Below are 15,001 nucleotides of genomic sequence, written 5' to 3'. Positions count from 1 at the left end.
CAAGCTGTTATCGTGCGTGCCATCAGGCTCTTTGCGGTTCACTTGAGTTGACTGTGTAAAGGTTCATTCTGCGATAAATTTCGAACAGATTTTCAATTGCCTGCCTAACTTCTAGAGCGCTAATTGACGACCTTAAGCCCAGCGTGAGGTAACCAGAATCGGGAAGGGCAAAGGTCATTGATTGGCGCTGTGGCGGACCTTCATGTACCGCCGAATTTCTCCTCACTCGAAGTCCATCGAAATAGATAAACTCGCACGGCCTCAATTGGCAGCTTTTCCATTTCTGCAGCGCTTTGTGAATTGTATCCACCTTAATTTTATGTTCTCGCAATAAAAACTCCTTTAAAAGCCATTCTAGAAGCGAAAGTGTTCCGACCAGAGCGAGTTCATGCTCGCCCGATGAGCGAATGCGTTCCAAAGCTATAAGTTGGGATTCGAACTTGTTTAGGGACCTTGCGGGATTGCTCAGCGCAAAATTCATTCTTTCCTTTGAAATCCTCCTGGGAGTTCGCAGTTGAGCCTTTCCAGGGAATCCTTGGTAAATTGGGATGAAGTCGCCGCCGAACACTACTTTCCCGGGGCAAAGCATGGTGCAGTATCCAAAGAGTTTAGTTGGAATGAGAGCTTCTGATATGCTCAATAGGGCGTAGGTCGGCAAAAACCTTGCTATGGCGAATTGACATTCAACAATTAGCCGTGCGGCGAAATTTGTCTGGTACTGAATCAGGCGAATTGGCCGATTGTCAACCCAGCTGTCGCCTTGAGGAATTATAAGCGGATTGCCTGAGCTGTTCGCTTCGCATAAATTTAGATACTTCTCGTGGTATCTTGATCTAATCCCCCATACCGGAAGCAGAGCGGTTACCTGGGTTATTAAGGGAAGGTTCGAATCGGAGTATTCTTGTAGTCGGGCGACGGTAGGGCCAACTGGGCTGAAGATGACTTCTTGAACATCAAATTTTAAATCGCAAAATAGTCCCTCTCTAGCTGCTCTAACCGAAATCCATTTATCCTCTACCCAGACGGGGTATGGCAACTGGAAGAAGGCAGCTACGTAGCTAATTTCACGATATTCAAGCTCTTCAGCTGCAGATGCTAATGTTTCAAGACTTGGTCCTGCAAGGCCCAAAACATGCGAGAGTTTGGACGTTCTTTGCCGCGGCTGTGGTGGGTTCTCATAAAGGATGTCCTCTGGTTTCCAAACCAAGTACGCCTCCTGAAATCGATGCGCTTACCGCGCGAACCGCTTGTACTTCACCCGCTTCGGCTCCAGCGCGTCGGGGCCGAGGCGGCGGACCTTGTCGTCCTCGTAGGCCTGGAAGTTGCCCTCGAACCATTCCACATGGGCGTCGCCCTCGAACGCCAGGATGTGGGTGCAGAGGCGGTCCAGGAAGAAGCGGTCGTGGCTGATGATGATCGCGCAGCCGGCGAAGTCTTCGATGGCGGCTTCCAGGGCCTGCAGGGTTTCGACGTCGAGGTCGTTGGTCGGCTCGTCGAGGAGGAGCACGTTGCCACCGGACTTCAGGAGCTTGGCCATGTGGACGCGGTTGCGCTCACCGCCCGACAGGAGACCAACCTTCTTCTGCTGGTCCGTCCCCTTGAAGTTGAAGGCCCCGGTGTAGACGCGGGAGTTCATCTGCATGTCGCCAAGGTGGATGACCTCGGCCCCGCCGGAGATTTCTTCCCAGACGTTCTTGTTGGGGTCCAAGGCGTCGCGGGACTGATCGACGAAGGCCAGTTTGACCGTGCCGCCGAGGGTGATTGTGCCCTCGTCCGGCGCTTCCTGCCCGATGATCATGCGGAACAGCGTGGACTTGCCCGCCCCGTTCGGGCCGATGACGCCGACGATCGCCCCCGGCGGCACGGTGAACGAGAGGTTCTCGATCAGCAGCTTGTCGCCCATGTGCTTCTTCAGGCCCACAACCTCGATCACCTTGTTGCCGAGGCGTTCGCCGTTCGGGATGATGATCTGCGCGGTGGTGGCGCGTTCGCTGACGGTCTGGCTGGCCATCTCGTTGTAGCGCGACAGACGTGCCTTGCCCTTGGATTGGCGGGCCTTGGCACCGGAGCGGATCCACTCCAGTTCCTTTTCCAGAGCCTTCTGCTTGGACTTGTCCTCACGCGATTCCTGGGCCATGCGCTTGGCCTTCTGGTCCAGCCAGGCGGAATAGTTGCCCTCGTAGGGAATGCCGCGGCCACGGTCGAGTTCCAGGATCCACGAGGTGATGTCGTCCAGGAAATAGCGGTCGTGGGTGACGATCAGGATGGTACCGCGGTAGGCGATCAGGTGCTTTTGCAGCCAGGCGATCGACTCGGCGTCCAGGTGGTTGGTCGGTTCGTCCAGCAGCAGCATGTCGGGCTTTTCCAGGAGAAGCTTGCACAGCGCGATGCGGCGGCGTTCGCCCCCGGACAGGGTTTCGACATCGGAATCGTCGGGCGGGCAACGGAGCGCGTCCATCGCGACGCCGACCGAGGCTTCAAGCTCCCAGAGGTTGCCGGCGTCGATCTGGTCTTGCAGGGCGGCCATCTCGTCGGCGGTCTCGTCCGAGTAGTTCATCGCCAGTTCGTTGTACCGCTCCAGGATCGCGGTTTCCTTGGCGACGCCCAGCATGACGTTCTCTTTCGCGGTCAGCTTGGGGTCGAGGTAGGGTTCCTGCGCCAGATAGCCGACCTTGGCCCCCTTGGCGGCCCAGGCTTCGCCTTTGAAGTCGGTGTCCATGCCGGCCATGATCTTCAGCAGGGTCGATTTGCCCGAGCCGTTGACGCCGACGACACCGATCTTCACGCCGGGCAGGAAGTTGAGGTGGATGTTCTCGAAGCACTTCTTGCCGCCGGGGTAGGTCTTGGAGACGTTCTCCATGTGGTAGACGTATTGATAGCTGGCCATGACGCGCTCCATTCGGGGGTTGGCGCGTATGTAGCGACGATGGGGCCGCGCTGCAACGGTCAGGGTGTGGGGGGGCGGACTTGGCAGGCTGTCCCGGGTGGCCGCTTGTGCGGCACCTGGACCTGAGATGCAGGATGCGGTGGGGATTGGCTTTCGCCGTCACGGTGATGGCGGTCCTGCGCGAGACTGTGGCCTGCGACTGACGCCGTCCGCGACGCAAGCAGCGAAGCCATTGTAAACCCGCCTCTCCTGCGGTCAATTGACCGGGACAGGCAGCGGGGATGGGATGCGGCAGGGGTTTCCGGTGGCGACCAGAGGGATGGTCGTGGGGCTGCTCGGCGGGTCGTTCGATCCGGCGCATGAGGGGCATGTGCATATCACCCGCGAGGCGTTGAAGCGGATGGGTCTGGATCAGGTGTGGTGGCTGGTGACGCCCGCCAACCCGCTGAAGACCCGCCAGCCCGCGCCGATGGCGGACCGACTGGCGCGGGCGCGGGCGGTGATGCGGCATCCTCGGGTGAAGATCACGGCGTTGGAGGAAAGCCTGGGGACGCGGGCGACGGCGGATACCATCGACCGGCTGCGGGCGATCTATCCCGGGGTCACCTTTGTCTGGCTGATGGGCGCGGACAACCTGGTTCAGTTCCACCGCTGGGGCCGCTGGCGCGATATCCTGCGGTCGGTGGCCGTGGGTGTGCTGGCACGGCCGGGCGCGGGGGTGGCGGCACGGCTTTCAGTCGCGGCGCGGGCGTTCAAGGTACACCAGGTTGACCGGGGCGAGACCTTGCGCGGGCACCGGCCGCCGGTCTGGTCCTTCGTGAACCTGCCGATGAACGACGCCTCCTCGACCGAAATCCGGGCGCGGGGCGGGTGGAAGTCGGGACGCTAGGCTTGGGGCGACCCTGTCTTGGGCGGCCGCGGACGACAGACGCAAAGGGCGGCCGGGTCAAAGGGTCTTGCCCATCCAGGTGTCACCGGGCGGTTGCGTGTAGGGCGCGATGTCGGACCAGCCCGTCGCGCGGTACAGCTTGATCGCCTCGGTCAGGGCGGAGTTGGTGTCCAGCTTCAGCGTCGTATAGCCTAGGCTGCGCGCTTCGCCCTCGATGGCGGTCATCAGCCGGCGGGCAAGGCCCTGGCCGCGTGCGCTGTCGTGGACCCACAGCCGCTTGACCTCGGCCGTCGTCGTGTCCAGCGGGCGCAGCGAGACGCAACCGACGGGCAGATTGTCGGACCAGGCGACCAGGAAGCGGCCCTTGGGCGGGCGATAGCTGTCGGCCTTCGGGTCCGGCAGCGGGAACTGGTCCAGATGAAGGCCGGGGATACGGGCGACAAGCTCGGAGAAATAGGCCCGCTGGCAGGCCAGCGCCTCGGGGCTGTCGGGGTCGGCCTCGCGGATTTCCATCTGATCGCGGTTCAGAAGCGTGGCGATCAGGTCCATGGCCGCGACGACCTCATCGGCGCGCGACCCGGCCTTGGTGATCAGCCGCGCGGCGCGGTCGTGGCCGATGGCCTCGTAAGCGGCCAGTTCGGCTTGGCCCGCCGTGGTCAAACGGGCGATGCGGCGGCGGCGGTCGGCGGGGTCGGTGTCGGTTTCGATCAGCCCCTCGCGTTCCAGGCTGCGCAGGAATCGGCTGGTGAGACCGGAGTCCAGGGTCAGCCGATCGCGGATCAGCGCCACATCGGTGCCCTCGGGCCGCACCAGTTGCAGGACGCGGACCATGCCCAGCGGGCGACCCCGGCCAAGGAACGAGGTGTCGAGCGCCCCGACCTCGCGGGTGACGGCGCGGTTGAAGCGGCGCAGGCGGGCGATGGCATCCAGCATTGTCGGACCCCGGTCAGGTAATATGTCGGACTTTAGTCAGATATTATTCTCACGCAAGTGCGATTTCGGCAGTGGCATCGCAGACTGGTGGAATCGCCGAAGAAGCGGCTATCACCATGCCAAACGGAGAGACGGAATGCTGATTTCACGGCGGATGGTGCTGGCCGGGCTTCTGGCGGGGGTGGCGACGCCTGGCCTGGCCGAGGTGATGGACAGCTCGCCTCGTCCGGTCGCGCGCGGCGGCAAGGCGGCCGTGGTGCAGGCGGCGAAGGGGCCGCTGGACACATCCGAGCTGATCGCTGCGGCCAAGCTGGGCGGGTCGGTCGCCTATGTGCTGATGGACGCACGCACCGGCGATCTCTTGGAAGCGCGGGAGCCCGACCGGCTTTTGCCCCCCGCCAGCGTCGCAAAGGCGGTGACCGCACTTTACGCCCTGGAAAAGCTGGGAGCCGGGTACCGCTTTCAGACGCGGGTACTGGCGACTGGGCCGGTCACAGGCGGCATGGTGCAGGGGGATCTTGTGCTGGTGGGCGGTGGCGACCCGACGCTGCAGACCGACCAGCTGGGCGATCTGGTGGCGCGTCTGGCAAAGGGCGGATTGAAGGGCGCGACGGGGCGGTTCCTGTACTGGGACGGCGCGCTGCCGCGGATGGATGGGATCGCGCAGGATCAGCCCGACCACGTGGGCTACAACGCCGCCATCGCGGGCCTGTGCCTGAACTTCAACCGCGTGCATTTCGAATGGAAGCGCGTCTCGGGCGACTGGCAGACCACGGTCGATGCGCGGGGCGAGCGCTTCCTGCCGCCGGTCGGCATGGTGCGGGTCGCGGTGGCGCAGCGCGACGCGCCCCTGTTCACCTATGGCCGGAGTCGGGTCGAGGAATGGACCGTCGCTTCCAGCGCCTTGGGAAAGGGCGGAAGCCGCTGGCTGCCGGTGCGCGATCCGGGGGCCTATGTGGCCGAGGTCTTCCGGACTCTGGCGCGCGCGCAGGGTATCCGGCTGGAGGTGGGCGAGCGTGCGGGTGCGATTCCTGAAGGACAGGAGATCGGACGCATCGAAAGCGAGCCGCTGCCCGAGGTTCTGCGCGACATGCTGAAGTATTCCACCAACCTGACGGCGGAATGCGTCGGCCTCACTGCGTCTCGCGCTCAAAATCTGGAGACTTCGGGCCGGGCGATGTCCGACTGGGTGCAGGCACGCTTTGGCGTCAGCTTCCAGCTGCACGACCATTCCGGTCTGGGCGGGGACTCACGCGTGACGGCGGCCGGGATGGCGCGGCTCCTCGTGCAGGCCGACCGCGAGGGGCGCGGACTGAAGGCGATCCTGCGCGACGTGGGCATGAAGGATGACCGGGGCAAGGTGATCGACGGCCACCCGGTCAAAGTGCTGGCGAAGTCTGGGACGTTGAACTTCGTCTCGGGCCTGGCCGGGTATATCGTGCCGCCGAAAGCTGCGGTAAGCGCCTCTGGGGCGAACGGCGGGCGGGAACTGGTCTTCGCGATCTTCTCGGGCGACCCCGAACGGCGCGATGCCGTGCCGGTTGCCCTGCGCGAGGAGCCGGAGGGCGGCAAGGCCTGGACTTCGCGCGCAAGGCGGTTGCAGGGGCAGCTTATCAATCGGTGGGCCGGGGCCTATTCCTGAGCGCTGCAGGCTGCTGCCGGTGCGTTGTGCGAAATGTGCCAAAAGCTCGTCTAATCGCCAAAAGGTCCGGATGCAGACTGCATGATTTATGCAATTGCGGGCAGCGGAAAAGCGGTTGTCGGCACCGGGTCGAGGTGCGGCGCTATACGAACGAGTAGAGGAAATGACTTCTTGATAGTTTGCCTACATCGCTGGTCCGGATATGATTGGAACAACAGCGGCGAACCAAGATCACAGCCGCTCAAAGATTTCTAAGGTGTCCGGCGTGTTGCCGGCTCACAGGAAGCCCGGTGCCGCTGCCACCGGGCTTTTTCTTTTGCCGCCGAGGGTTCGCTGTGACTTTTGGGGCACAGTTGCGAGCTGCTTGAAGGGCCCGCGGAACCAACCATTCCACCATCGGTTTGATCGGAACCACCGCTCCATGAAAGGACCCTCCATGAAACTCCTTGCTGCCCCCGTCCTTGCGCTTTCGCTGGCGCTGACGTCCACCGCCGCCTTTGCCGGCGGGCCGATCGTGATCGAAGAGGAAATCCAGCCCGATGTCGTCGTGGAAGAGACGCCGCGGTCCGGCTGGATCATTCCGGTGCTCATCGGCGGCATCCTGCTGTGCGCCATCGCCTGCGGGAATGATGACGACGAACCAGTCACGACGCCTGGCTGACCTTTGCGAGACGACTGCTGCCGCCGCCTTTGCGGCGGCGGCACCTATCTAGAACCGGTTGGGCCGACAGGCGACCGCGACGCGGCCGGGGTCGCGTCCGGCCAGCAGGTCCGCGACGATCCGGGCCGTCATCGGCGCCATCGTGACGCCCAGATGCCCATGCCCGAAGGCAAGGATGACCTCGGAGCCTCCGGCCGAGGGTCCGATCACCGGCAGGCTGTCGGGCAGCGACGGGCGGAACCCCATCCACTCGCGGTCCGGCGGTCCGAGGTCGGGGAAGAAGGCCCGCGCGCCTTCGACAAGCCTGGCAATCCGGTGCGGTGAGGGAGGAAGGCGCAGGCCGCCCAGTTCCACCGTCCCCGCCACCCGCAGCCGCCCGGACATCGGGCAGAAGTAGAAGCCGCGCGCCGTGGGGCAGGCGGGCCGCGTCAGTAGCGGCTCGGCCATATCCCATTCGACGTGGTAGCCGCGTTCGGTGTCCAAGGGGATGCGGTCCCCCGCCTGCGCCGCAAGCCGCCGCGAATGCGCCCCGGCGGCGATCACCACGCGGCGGGCGTGCAGGTGCAGCCCGGGGCCCTCGATCACCACGCCGTCCGGCCTGCGCGACAGCTTTTCGGCGCGGACCTGCAGGTGGCGGGCCTTGTCCAGCACCGCCGCGGCGATGAGGCCCATCATCCGGCCCGGATCGTCCAGGAAGGTGGCCCCGGTGAAGAAGGCGGCCCCGCCAAGGGTGGCGGGCAGGTTCGGCTCCAGGTCGACCAGGCCGTCCGGGCCGATCAGGTCGACCTCGACCCCCAGTGCCCGACGCCGGTCAAGCTCGCTCCAGGCCTGGGTAAAGGCTTGCGGGGTCTCATACAGGTAAAGGCAGCCGCGCCGTTGCAGGATGCCTGCCCCCTGGACCCGCAGTGCAAGGTCGTCCCAAAGCTCGGCCGCCCCGGTCAGAAGGGCCGCGATGCCCCGCGCATTGCGCTCGGCCTGGGCGGGAAGCGACTGGTGCAGGAAGCGCAAAAGCCAGGGCGCAAGGCTGGGCAGCGCACGGTGGCGGATCGCCAGCGGCGAGGTCCGCGAGAACAGCAGCGAGGGCAGCGACCGCAGCACATCAGGCGTGCCGACCGGGCTGGTGGCATAACCGGCGATGGTGCCGGCATTGCCGTAGCTTGCGCCCATGCCGGGCTGGCCGGGATCGACCAGAACCACCTCGCGGCCCTGGTCGATCAGCTCCAGCGCGATGGTGAGCCCGACGACACCGGCGCCGATGACCGCGATCTCGGTCGTTTGGCGCAGCGTCATGCCTTGGCGCACCCGAAGGGAGGGTGGGCGATATCGCCCACCCTACAAACAGGCCTCGAACAGCGCGCGGGTGTTCTTCTTGGTCAGCTTGACCGGGTTGCCGCCGCAGGAGGGGTCCTCCAGCGCCATCTTGGTCAGCATGTCGAGGTCGGGGTTGGTGACGCCCAGCTTGGTCAGGTTTTCCGGGATGTTCAGCGTGGCCCGCAGGTCCAGCACGCGCTGGTAAAAGCCCTTGTAGCCGCCCTTGATCCCGCAATAGGCCGCCGCAGAGGCGAGCCGGTCCTTCACGGCCTTGCGGTTGAAGTCCAGCACCATCGGCATGACCACGGCGTTGGTGGTGCCGTGGTGGGTGTTGTAGACCGCCCCGATCGGGTGGCTGAGGGCATGGATCGCGCCGAGGCCCTTCTGGAACGCCACAGCCCCCATCGCGGCCGCCGACATCATATGCGCGCGGGCGTCAAGGTCGTTCGGATCGGCATAGACCTTGGGCAGGTTCTCGAAGACCAGCCGCATCCCTTCCAGCGCGATGCCTTGGCTCATCGGGTGGTAGAAGGGGGAGGAGAACGCTTCAAGGCAATGCGCCAGAGCGTCCATCCCGGTGCCTGCGGTGATGAACTTCGGCATCCCGGTCGTCAGCGCGGGGTCACAGATCGTGACGGCGGGCATCAGCTTGGGGTGGAAGATGATCTTCTTCTTGTGGGTTTCGGAGTTGGTCAGCACGCCTGCGCGGCCCACTTCCGACCCGGTCCCGGCCGTCGTCGGCACGGCAATGATCGGCGCGATTTTCGAGGCATCGGCGCGGGTGTACCAGTCGTCGATATCCTCCAGTTGCCAGACCTTCAGCTTCGCTGGCTGGTGCGCCATCAGCGCGATCATCTTGCCAAGGTCGAGGGCCGAGCCGCCGCCAAAGCAGATCACCCCGTCATGGCCGCCCGCGAGGTAGACCTCGATCCCGGCGGCCATGTTGATCTCGTTCGGGTTCGGGTCGACCTCGGAGAAGACAGCGCGGCCCAGCCCTGCGGCCTCCAGCACGTCCAGCGCGTTGGCGGTGATCGGCAGCGAGGCAAGCGCCTTGTCGGTGACGAGGAGCGGTTTCGTCAGGCCGATGGACTTTGCGTGGTCGCCCAGTTCGGCGATGCGGCCGACGCCGAACTTGATCGCGGTGGGGTAGGACCAGTTACGGTTGGGAACAGAGTGGCTCATTTCGGCGCTTTCTTGAGGTGATAGGATTTCGGCCGGGTCACCGAATGGAACCCGAGGTAGCTCAGCGACGTGCCGCGCCCGGTGTCCTTGACGCCGGTCCAGGTCAGCGCCGGGTCCAGGTAGTCGGCCCGGTTCATGAACACGGTCCCGGTGTCAACCTGCGCGCCCAGGGCGGCAGCGGTGTCGTAGTCTTCGGTCCAGATCGAAGCGGTCAGGCCGTAGGGGCTGTCGTTCATCAGGGCGATGGCCTCGGCGTCGTTCTTCACCGACATGATGCCGACCACGGGGCCGAAGGATTCTTCCTTCATCACCCGCATGGAATGATCGACGTTGACCAGGATCTGCGGCGCGAGGTAGGCGCCGCCGTCATCGGCGAAGGTCTTGGGGTCCAGAAGTGGTTTCGCGCCCTTGGCGATGGCCTCCGCCGTCTGATCGCGCACGGTCTGTGCGAACCGCTTGTGCGCCATCGGGCCCAGGGTGGTGGAGGCGTCGAAGGGGTTGCCAAGTTTCAGCTGGCCGACCCAGGCGACGGATTTCTCGACAAAGCTGTCAAAGAGGGATTCGTGGACGTAGATCCGCTCGATCCCGCAGCAGCACTGGCCGGCGTTGTACATGGCACCGTCCATCAGGACATCCACCGCGAGGTCGAGGTTGGCATCCTGCCGGACATATCCGGGGTCCTTGCCGCCGAGTTCGAGGCCGAGCGGGGTGAAGGTCCCCGCAGCGGCGCGTTCGATGGCCTGGCCGCCGCCGACGGACCCGGTGAAGTTCACGAACCCAAAGCTGCGCTTGCCGATAAGGGTTTCGGTGGTAGCGTGGTCAAGGACGACATTCTGGAAGACGTCTTCGGGGATGCCTGCGGCGTGGAAGGCCTCGGCCAGGCGCTCGCCCACGAGAAGCGTCTGCGAGGCGTGCTTCAGGACCACGGTGTTCCCGGCGATGAGGGCGGGGACGAGGGTGTTGATCGTGGTCAGGTAAGGGTAGTTCCAGGGCGCGATGATGAAGACGACGCCCACAGCTTCGCGGGCGAGGTAGCGGCGGAACGCGGTCGAGTCCTCGATCATCTCGGGCGCGAGGGTCTTGGCCGCGATGGAGGCCATGTAGTCGGTGCGGGCGTTCACCCCGCCGAACTCGCCGCCATAGCGGGTGGGACGGCCCATCTGCCAGGCGATCTCTTCCACCACGACATCGGTCATGGTGTTCAGCTTGGCGACCGCAGCCTTGACCAGCGCGATACGCTCTTCCAGCGGGCGGGCGGCCCAGGGCTTTTGCGCGGCGCGGGCACGGGCGACCACGGCTTCGGCGGCGGCCTGAGACAGGGGCATGCGTTCGGCGTAGACGCTGCCGTCGACGGGGGAAATCAGTTGGATGGGTTTCATCTTCGGTCCTTGTGCGTCGGGCTGTTGCCGACCTTGATTTTGGCGCGGGGGTAGGGTGGGCGATACCGCCCACCCTACGCTCAGGCGCGTTCCAGAAGCCGTTCGCGTTCGAAATCCGTGACGACGCGGTCGGTCTCGGAAATCTCCCATTGGGCAGCGTGGTGGTAGTGGTCGATCACGTCGTCGCCGAAGGCCTCGCGCAGCATCTGCGACTTGGTCAGCAGGTCCGCCGCCTCGCGCAGGGTGTGCGGGATCTCGCGGATGCCCTTGGCGGAGTACATGTCGCCGCGCATTTCGGGTTCCAGCGCCATCTTCTTCTCGATCCCGTCAAGGCCCGCGGCCAGCAGCGCGGCACAGGCGAGGTAGGGGTTCACGTCCGACCCGGGAATCCGGCATTCCACGCGGACGGCCTTGCTGTGCACGCCGCAGACGCGGAAGCCTGCGGTGCGGTTGTCCGCACTCCACACGGCTTTCGTGGGGGCGAACATGCCGATGGTGAAGCGCTTGTAGCTGTTGACGTAAGGGGCAAGGAAGGCGGTGATGTCGCGGGCGTGGTGCAGCTGGCCCGCAAGGTAGTGCTTCATCAGGTCGGACATGCCGTGCTTGTCATCGTGGTCGGCAAACGATGCCTTCCCGTCCTTGGACCAAAGCGACTGGTGGATATGGCTGGAAGACCCCGCGCGGCGGTGGTCGTATTTGGCCATGAAGGTCACCGACTTGCCCTTGGACCAAGCGATTTCCTTGATCGCGTTCTTGATGATCACGTGGTTGTCGGCGGTGTCCAGCGCGTCGGAGTATTTGTAGTTGATCTCCTCCTGTCCCGCCTCGGCCTCGCCCTTGGAGTTCTCGACCGGGATGCCTGCGCCATAAAGGCCGTTGCGGACCGCGCGCATCACGTCCTCTTCCTTGGTCGTCTGGAAGATGTGGTAATCCTCGTTGTAGCCGCCTACGGTGCGGAGCGCGTTGAGGCCCCCGTCACGCAGGTTTTCGTAGGAGTTCTCGAAGAGGTAGAACTCCAGTTCCGTCGCCATCATCGGTTCGAACCCCAGTGCGCGGGCGCGTTCGACCTGGCGCTTCAGGATGGACCGAGGGGCGTGGGGGACGTCGGCGTGGGTGGCGTGGTCCTGGGTGTCGCCAAGGACCAGCGCGGTGCCCGGCAGCCAGGGGATGCGGCGCAGCGTCGCCATGTCGGGCTTCAGCGTGTAGTCGCCATACCCGGTTTCCCAGTTCGAGGACTTGTAGCCCTGCACCGTGGTCATCTCCATGTCCACGGCCAGAAGGTAGTTGCAGCAGTGGGTTTCCTCCCAGCCGCCGTCGACGAAGAACTGCGCGTGGAAGCGCTTGCCCATCAGGCGGCCCTGCATGTCGATGCCGGCGGCCACGACAGTGTCGATTTCGCCGGACTTTACGGCCTTCTTCAGGTCTTCAAGGGTCAGATTACCGGGCATGTGGTGCCTCTTTCATAGGTCGGAATTGGGGGGTAGGGCCGCGGCCCCGGTGGTCAGGGCAACGCATACCCATAGGCCCCACCGAACTCCGGCTTGCGCGGCCAGCAGGGGCCATGCGCGGTGTCTTGCGGCTCGGACCGCATATGATCAATCTCCCCAGGACCCGCGGTGCACTGTGGCCCGCGAATTTGATCAATTAATCACTGGTCACGAGGTTTCCGCAACCCCTTCGTTCCGGGGACTGCGCGCGCCCATCACGGCATTCAGCGCCACGGCGGCCAGAAGGACCCCGCCGCCGATGAAGGTGGCGGGAGATGCCGTCTCGCCCAGGAAAAGGAAGACCCAGATCGGGGCCAGGAGGACCTCGATCAGCGACAGGAGCGTCAGTTCGGCGGCGGGGATCACTTTCGAGCCAAGCGTGAACATCACCATTCCCAGCGCCAGGATCACGGCGCCGATGGCGGCGGAGACGCCCATGTCCCAGGGCGAGGCGGGGATGGCCGCGCCGGTGGCGGTCAGGACAAGGCCGGCGACGATCACCGAAAAGACCCCGCCCAGCATCGAGACGGGCAGCATCTCACCCACCTTGCCCCAGCGCAGGCAGACGGAAAAGGCGCCGAAGCCCACGGCAGACAGAAGTGCTGCGAGGTTGCCTGCCAGCGCGCCCATCGCCAGCCCCTCACGCACCATCAGGTACATGCCGAAGACGGCCAGGCCGATGGGCGCCCAGGTCCAGGGCTTCACCCGTTCGCCGAGGATGATCCAGCCCAGGATGGCGGCCACGAAGGGCGAGGCGGTGAAGAGGAACACCGCATTGGCGATGGTGGTGGTCTGGATCGCGAAGATTGCACCGGCGAAGGCGAAGACGAGGCCGAAGCCACCAATTGCCCCGGCAAGGCCGACCTTCCGGATCTGGTCCAGCGGGCGTCCACCAGAGGTCCACCAGATGAAGGCCAGAAGGACCGGCACCATGCCCACCGACCGCCAGAACAGAATCTGCCAGACGCTTGCCGCCTCGATCTGGCGCAGGCCAAGGCCCATCAGCGACCAGAGGCTGCCCGCCGCCAGCACCAGAGCCACTCCCCGACCGTATCGCATTGCCTGCACCTCGTTTCCGGTAGTGCTGGCATGGGGCGGGGCGGACGGCTGTCCCGTTCGCGACCTTGCCGGGCCGGGAAAGGCTCCTCGCTTCCCTTCGGGTCGCTCCTCGCGGTTTGCGCAGACCCAAACGCAGCGACGGAGGGGGCGGTGGTCAGTAGCCGCGCGCGCGGTCGACGCGGTGCAGGAACGGCTCCCCGGCCTCGCCGCGGCGGATGTTCTCGGCAATCACGCGGGAGGAGGTGAGGGCGCGGGTGTCGGCGGCGATGTGGGGGGTGACGGTGACGCGGGAATGCGTCCAGTAGGGGTGGTCCTGCGGCAGCGGTTCCACGCGGAAGACGTCCAGCGTGGCATGGCCGATCTGGCCGGAGTTCAGCGCATCCATGAGGGCATCGTCGTCGATCAGTGCACCCCGACCCGGATTCAGGATTACCGCCCCCCTGGGCAGGTGAGCGAGGGTGCCTTTGTTGAGAAGGTTCTCGGTCTCGGGCGTCTTCGGCAGGAGGGTGATCAGGACCTGTGCGGTCGAAAGGGCCGCCCGCAACCCGTGGTCGCCCTGCAGCTGACCGGGCTTTTCCGTGCGGCTCCAGCCGGTCACCGGGAAGTTCAGTCTGCGCAGGGCCTCGGCGCAGGCGGAACCAAGGGCCCCCATCCCCAGGATCGTCACGGGGCGTTCGCGGGCGAGGGGCGGGCAGGTCGGGTCCCAGGCATGGCCGGGGTTCACGATGTGGCGGTCCATGCCAAGGTGGTGGCGGAGCGTGTGGCCGACCACCCATTCGACCATCCCCTCGGTCAGGCCGGGGTCGACCATCCGGGTCAGGGGCTGGGTGAGGGTGGGATTGCCGACGATCTTCTCGACTCCGGCCCAGAGGTTCAGGACCGCCTTCGCGCGGGTGTAGGGAGTGAAGTCCTGCAGGGGCGAGGCGGGGGCGTAGACGATGTAGTCGACCTCGGCGGGGTCGGCCTCGGTGACGATGCGGGCGTCGATCCCAGCCTCGGCGATCGCGGCAGGCAAGGCGTCGCGGTATTCGGGCCAGAGGGCGGGGACGGCGAAAAGGATCAGGGGCATGGCGGCTTTCGGGCTGTCCACGGTGGACGGATTTCGGATCAAGCAATTTCAAAAGGTTGGGCGTGGCCCTTGGCGATTTGTCAAGGATTTCTGCCGTGCAGACAGCAAGTCGGTGCCGGAGTTTTCGAAAACTCCAGTGCGGAGCCTTTGAAGGCTCCGGGTCCGGCTTCCCCGAAGAAACCGCTCACAGCCCAGCCGACACGGCTGCATTCACGGCAAGGGCCAGGATGCCGGTGTTGTAGAAGAACGAGGCCACGCCATGCACCAGCACCGCCCGGCGCAAGGGGCGGGTCGTGACCTCGGTGTCCGAGACCTGCGCGGTCATGCCGATGGTGAAACTGGTATAAAGGAAGTCCCAAGCGTCGGGGTCGCCCTTGCCCGGAAAGCGGAAGCCTTCGCCTTCTTCTTCCGCCCGGTAATGCAGGTGGGCGTAGTGAAAGGCCACGAGGACGTGGATCGTGGCCCAGCCCAGCGGCAGGCTGACCAGCGCGGACAGCCGGGC

At 64.9% G+C, this 15,001-nt stretch carries 13 protein-coding genes; 3 read left to right on the top strand and 10 right to left on the bottom strand.

Going from position 1 to position 15,001, the window contains the following annotated elements:
- Window positions 1-22: 22 nt before the first annotated feature.
- A complete protein-coding gene (locus Q0C42_RS12910; protein ID WP_295076386.1) occupies window positions 23-1,207 on the bottom strand; it encodes a hypothetical protein in 1,185 nt (394 codons plus the stop codon).
- 24 nt (window positions 1,208-1,231) lie between these two features.
- Complete coding sequence (gene ettA, locus Q0C42_RS12905; protein ID WP_295076383.1) at window positions 1,232-2,887, bottom strand: energy-dependent translational throttle protein EttA; 1,656 nt, start codon at window positions 2,885-2,887, stop codon at window positions 1,232-1,234.
- A gap of 286 nt (window positions 2,888-3,173) precedes the next feature.
- Here ettA and Q0C42_RS12900 point away from each other — a divergent pair, with 286 nt between their 5' ends.
- Window positions 3,174-3,776 (top strand): nicotinate-nucleotide adenylyltransferase, encoded by a 603-nt coding sequence (locus Q0C42_RS12900; protein ID WP_295076380.1) that lies wholly within the window; start codon window positions 3,174-3,176, stop codon window positions 3,774-3,776.
- Between the two features lie 57 nt (window positions 3,777-3,833).
- Here the strand turns inward: Q0C42_RS12900 and Q0C42_RS12895 are convergent, their stop codons facing one another.
- Complete coding sequence (locus Q0C42_RS12895) at window positions 3,834-4,709, bottom strand: helix-turn-helix domain-containing GNAT family N-acetyltransferase (protein WP_295076377.1); 876 nt, start codon at window positions 4,707-4,709, stop codon at window positions 3,834-3,836.
- Between the two features lie 136 nt (window positions 4,710-4,845).
- Here Q0C42_RS12895 and dacB point away from each other — a divergent pair, with 136 nt between their 5' ends.
- Both dacB and Q0C42_RS12885 read left to right on the top strand, forming a co-directional pair.
- Window positions 4,846-6,351 (top strand): D-alanyl-D-alanine carboxypeptidase/D-alanyl-D-alanine-endopeptidase, encoded by a 1,506-nt coding sequence (gene dacB, locus Q0C42_RS12890; protein ID WP_295076374.1) that lies wholly within the window; start codon window positions 4,846-4,848, stop codon window positions 6,349-6,351.
- A gap of 436 nt (window positions 6,352-6,787) precedes the next feature.
- Window positions 6,788-7,012 (top strand): hypothetical protein, encoded by a 225-nt coding sequence (locus Q0C42_RS12885; protein ID WP_295076371.1) that lies wholly within the window; start codon window positions 6,788-6,790, stop codon window positions 7,010-7,012.
- Window positions 7,013-7,060: 48 nt separating this feature from the next.
- Here the strand turns inward: Q0C42_RS12885 and Q0C42_RS12880 are convergent, their stop codons facing one another.
- From Q0C42_RS12880 to Q0C42_RS12850, 7 genes are all read right to left on the bottom strand, one after another.
- Window positions 7,061-8,302, bottom strand: coding sequence for an FAD-binding oxidoreductase (locus Q0C42_RS12880; protein WP_295076368.1), 1,242 nt, complete (start codon window positions 8,300-8,302; stop codon window positions 7,061-7,063).
- A 42-nt stretch (window positions 8,303-8,344) separates the two neighbouring features.
- Window positions 8,345-9,505, bottom strand: coding sequence for an iron-containing alcohol dehydrogenase (locus tag Q0C42_RS12875; RefSeq protein ID WP_295076365.1), 1,161 nt, complete (start codon window positions 9,503-9,505; stop codon window positions 8,345-8,347).
- Window positions 9,502-10,884, bottom strand: a complete 1,383-nt coding sequence (locus Q0C42_RS12870) for an aldehyde dehydrogenase family protein (protein WP_295076362.1) — start codon at window positions 10,882-10,884, stop codon at window positions 9,502-9,504. The genes Q0C42_RS12875 and Q0C42_RS12870 overlap by 4 nt, the downstream gene beginning before the upstream one ends.
- Window positions 10,885-10,964: 80 nt before the next feature.
- A complete protein-coding gene (locus tag Q0C42_RS12865; protein ID WP_295076359.1) occupies window positions 10,965-12,332 on the bottom strand; it encodes a glutamine synthetase family protein in 1,368 nt (455 codons plus the stop codon).
- 207 nt (window positions 12,333-12,539) lie between these two features.
- Complete coding sequence (locus Q0C42_RS12860) at window positions 12,540-13,430, bottom strand: DMT family transporter (protein WP_295076356.1); 891 nt, start codon at window positions 13,428-13,430, stop codon at window positions 12,540-12,542.
- Window positions 13,431-13,584: 154 nt separating this feature from the next.
- Complete coding sequence (locus Q0C42_RS12855) at window positions 13,585-14,499, bottom strand: glyoxylate/hydroxypyruvate reductase A (RefSeq protein WP_295076353.1); 915 nt, start codon at window positions 14,497-14,499, stop codon at window positions 13,585-13,587.
- Window positions 14,500-14,683: 184 nt separating this feature from the next.
- A partial coding sequence (locus tag Q0C42_RS12850; protein ID WP_295076350.1) for a DUF1345 domain-containing protein occupies window positions 14,684-15,001 on the bottom strand: 318 nt, incomplete at its 5' end.

Origin of the sequence: Tabrizicola sp., from assembly GCF_022842145.1 — a bacterium.
GTDB lineage: Bacteria > Pseudomonadota > Alphaproteobacteria > Rhodobacterales > Rhodobacteraceae > Tabrizicola.
The sequence above is the reverse complement of the archived record's forward strand: the minus strand, read 5'-3'. Positions and strand labels throughout refer to the sequence as shown.

Bases quoted from the DNA above. Each gene is read 5' to 3' on its own strand.
- ettA (WP_295076383.1), bottom strand. From the start codon at position 2,887: ATGGCCAGCTATCAATACGTCTACCACATGGAGAACGTCTCCAAGACC.
- Q0C42_RS12900 (WP_295076380.1), top strand. From the start codon at position 3,174: ATGCGGCAGGGGTTTCCGGTGGCGACCAGAGGGATGGTCGTGGGGCTG.
- Q0C42_RS12895 (WP_295076377.1), bottom strand. From the start codon at position 4,709: ATGCTGGATGCCATCGCCCGCCTGCGCCGCTTCAACCGCGCCGTCACC.
- dacB (WP_295076374.1), top strand. From the start codon at position 4,846: ATGCTGATTTCACGGCGGATGGTGCTGGCCGGGCTTCTGGCGGGGGTG.
- Q0C42_RS12885 (WP_295076371.1), top strand. From the start codon at position 6,788: ATGAAACTCCTTGCTGCCCCCGTCCTTGCGCTTTCGCTGGCGCTGACG.
- Q0C42_RS12880 (WP_295076368.1), bottom strand. From the start codon at position 8,302: ATGACGCTGCGCCAAACGACCGAGATCGCGGTCATCGGCGCCGGTGTC.
- Q0C42_RS12875 (WP_295076365.1), bottom strand. From the start codon at position 9,505: ATGAGCCACTCTGTTCCCAACCGTAACTGGTCCTACCCCACCGCGATC.
- Q0C42_RS12870 (WP_295076362.1), bottom strand. From the start codon at position 10,884: ATGAAACCCATCCAACTGATTTCCCCCGTCGACGGCAGCGTCTACGCC.
- Q0C42_RS12865 (WP_295076359.1), bottom strand. From the start codon at position 12,332: ATGCCCGGTAATCTGACCCTTGAAGACCTGAAGAAGGCCGTAAAGTCC.
- Q0C42_RS12860 (WP_295076356.1), bottom strand. From the start codon at position 13,430: ATGCGATACGGTCGGGGAGTGGCTCTGGTGCTGGCGGCGGGCAGCCTC.
- Q0C42_RS12855 (WP_295076353.1), bottom strand. From the start codon at position 14,499: ATGCCCCTGATCCTTTTCGCCGTCCCCGCCCTCTGGCCCGAATACCGC.